Origin of the sequence: Peterkaempfera griseoplana, from assembly GCF_001418575.1 — a bacterium.
Taxonomy (GTDB): domain Bacteria; phylum Actinomycetota; class Actinomycetes; order Streptomycetales; family Streptomycetaceae; genus Peterkaempfera; species Peterkaempfera griseoplana.
This window is the reverse complement of the sequence record NZ_LIQR01000490.1, coordinates 1-3,333: the sequence shown is the minus strand read 5'-3', so window position 1 is coordinate 3,333 and position 3,333 is coordinate 1. Positions and strand designations below refer to the sequence as shown.

Sequence of the window (3,333 nt, the reverse complement as noted above, 5' to 3'; positions counted from 1 at the left end):
CCACCGAGGCGACCGTGATCGTGGCCGTGGGTGAGGTGGATCCGGAACGCGAGGGGGTGGTGCCGTTCGGGTCGCCGGCGGCGAACAGCCGGTTGTATGTGCTGGACGGCGGGCTGGAGCCGGTGGCTCCGGGCGTGGTCGGCGAGTTGTACGTGGCCGGGGCGCAGCTGGCACGGGGCTATGTGCACCGGGGGAGTCTGACGGGCGAGCGGTTCGTGGCGTGCCCGTTCGAGGCGGGCTCGCGGATGTACCGGACGGGTGACCTGGCCCGCTGGGGTGAGGACGGCCAGCTGGTCTTCGCCGGCCGGGCGGACGAGCAGGTGAAGATCCGCGGCTTCCGGGTGGAGCTGGGTGAGGTGCAGACCGCGGTCGCGGCGCATCCCCAGGTCGCCCAGGCCGCCGTCGTCGCCCGTGAGGACGGTCCGGGTGGGGCCCGGCTGGTGGCCTACGTGGTGCCGGCGACCGGCGGCGAGGGCGAGCCGGGTGGGGGTGGTGAGCTGGCGGCGTCCGTGCGGGCGCTGGCCGGACAGCGGCTGCCGGAGTACATGGTTCCGTCCGCGGTGGTGGTGCTGGACGCCCTCCCCCTGACCGTCAACGGAAAACTCGACCGCGGGGCACTGCCCGTACCCGGCCCCGACGCCGGGAGGGCGGGCAGCGGCCGCCGGGCGTCGACACCCCAGGAGCAGACCCTCTGCGACGTCTTCGCCGAAGTGCTCGGGTTGCCCGAGGTCGGCATCGATGACGACTTCTTCGCACTGGGCGGGCACTCACTGCTCGCGGTGCGTCTGGCCAGCCGGATCAGGGCCGTGATGGGCGTCGAAGTGGAGATCAGGGCGCTGTTCGACGCGCCCACCGTGGCAGGGCTTGCACGGCAGCTCGGAAACCAGAAGTCGGAGAGGCCCGCGTTGCGGCCGATGCGCAAGCAGAAGGAGTCCTGATGTTCCCGTTGTCTTTCGCGCAGCGCCGCCTGTGGTTCATCGGCCAGCTGGAAGGGCCGAGCGCCACCTACAACATCCCGATGGCGCTCCGCCTGTCGGGTCTGGTGCGCCCGGAGGCGCTGGACGCCGCCCTGCGGGACGTCATGGACCGCCACGAGGTGCTGCGCACCGTCTTCGGGACGGCGGACGGAGAGCCCTACCAGCGCATCCTGGAACCCGCCGAGGTGGACTGGGAGCTGCAGACGGTCGACCTCTCCGCCTCCGGCGCCGAACTGACCGACGCCGTCGCGGAGGCTGCGGCCTACGCCTTCGACCTCTCCTCCGAGGTGCCGATCCGCGCCTGGCTGTTCTCCTCGGCGCCGGACGAGCATGTGCTGCTGGTCCTGGTGCACCACATCGCCAGCGACGGCTGGTCGACCGGCCCGCTGGCCCGGGACCTCGCCGTGGCGTACACGGCCCGCTGCGAGGGACTGGCCCCCCAGTGGGAGCCGCTGCCGGTGCAGTACGCCGACTACACGCTCTGGCAGCGCGAGCTGCTCGGTGACGAGAACGACCCCGAGAGCGTCCTGTCGCGGCAGGTCGCCTACTGGCGCCGGACACTGGACGGCGCGCCCGAGGAGCTGGAGCTCCCCTTCGACCGGCCGCGCCCCGCAGTGGCCTCCTACCGGGGTCACCAGGTGCCGGTCGAGGTGCCGGCGGAGGTGCACGCGCGGCTGGTGGAGGTGGCGCGGGCCGAAGGCGTCACCACTTTCATGGTGCTGCAGGCGGCGCTGGCGGTGCTGCTGTCGCGACTGGGCGCGGGCACCGACATCCCCGTCGGCTCGGCCAACGCCGGACGCACCGATGTCGCGCTGGACGACCTGGTCGGGTTCTTCGTCAACACCCTGGTGATGCGGACGGACCTGTCGGGGGACCCGACGTTCCGTCAGATACTCGGCCGGGTGCGGGAGACCGGGCTCTCCGCGTTCGCCCACCAGGACGTGCCCTTCGAGCGGCTGGTCGAGGAGCTGGCACCGTCCCGCTCCCTGGCGCTCCACCCGCTCTTCCAGGTGATGCTCACCGTGCAGAACAACGCCGAGGCGGTCCTGGACCTGCCGGGCGTGGTGGCCGTCGATGTGCCCGAGCTGTCGGACAGCGTGTCGGCCGCCAAGTTCGACCTCGACCTCGGCATCGAGGAGGAGTTCGACGCGGAGGGCGCCCCGGCGGGGCTCCACGGTGCGGTGACCGCCGCCGCGGACCTGTTCGAGCGCGCCACCGTGGAGCAGCTCATGGAGCGCTTCGGACGGGTGCTGCGGACGGTGTCCGACGACCCGGAGACGCGGCTGAGCGCCGTGGATGTGATGGCTGAGGCCGAGCGCCGCCAGGTGCTGGCCGAGTGGAACGACACCGCCGCCGAGGTCCCGGGTGCGACCGTCCCCGAGCTGTTCGAGGCGCAGGCGGCGCGCACCCCGGACGCGGTGGCGCTGGTGTGCGAGGGCGTCCGGGTGTCGTACGCGGAGCTGGACGCGCGGGCGGCCCGGCTGGCGCACCGCCTGGCCGGCCGGGGCGTGGGCGCGGAGTCCGTGGTGGCGCTGTGCCTGCCCCGGGGCATCGACATGATCACGGCCGTGCTGGCGGTCTGGAAGGCCGGAGCGGCCTACCTGCCCGTCGACCCCGAGCAGTCGGCCGAGCGCCTGGCGTTCGTCCTGGACGACAGCGCAACCGCGCTGCTGGTCGGCACCGCTGCCACCCTCTCCGGGCTCCCGGCCGACGGAGTGGCGATGCTGGCCCTGGACGACCCCTCCGCCGCGGACGGCGGGCCGGCGGCCACCGGACTGCGGACCGCCGTCGCCCCGGGCGCACTGGCGTATGTGATCTACACATCGGGTTCGACCGGGCTGCCCAAGGGCGTGGCGGTGACCCACGGATCGCTGACGAACTATGTGTCGTCGGTGGTGGGGCGTCTGGGGCTCGGCGTGGTCGGCGGGCGCTACGCCCTGCTCCAGGCCCAGGTCACCGACCTGGGCAACACGATGCTGTTCGCGAGCCTGGTCTCGGGGGGTGAGCTGCATGTGCTGGGTGAGGGTGCGGCGACGGATCCGGGTGCGGTGGCGTCGTATGTGGCCGAGTTCGGAATTGATTATCTGAAGGCGGTGCCGTCGCATCTGGCGGCGCTGGGCGGCGTGGCCGGTACGGAGGCCGTGCTGCCGGCCCGGTCGCTGGTGCTGGGTGGTGAGGCGGCGCCGGCGGCGTGGGTGGCGGAGGTCCTGGAGGCGGCGGGGGACCGCGCGGTCTTCAACCACTACGGGCCGACGGAGACGACGATCGGGGTGGCGACGGGCCGGTTGTCGGCGGAGTCGGTGGCGGCGGGTGTGGTGCCGGTGGGCTCGCCGATCGCCAACACCCGGTTCTACGT

General features: G+C 73.0%; 2 protein-coding genes. Both read left to right on the top strand.

The window, feature by feature from the left end; translation table 11 throughout:
- Positions 1–938 (top strand): AMP-binding enzyme (locus tag AOK09_RS30755; RefSeq protein WP_157876102.1); only part of this gene is annotated, 938 nt, incomplete at its 5' end.
- Positions 938–3,333: condensation domain-containing protein (locus AOK09_RS30750; protein ID WP_157876101.1), on the top strand; the 2,396-nt coding region annotated here is incomplete at its 3' end. The genes AOK09_RS30755 and AOK09_RS30750, both read left to right, overlap by 1 nt.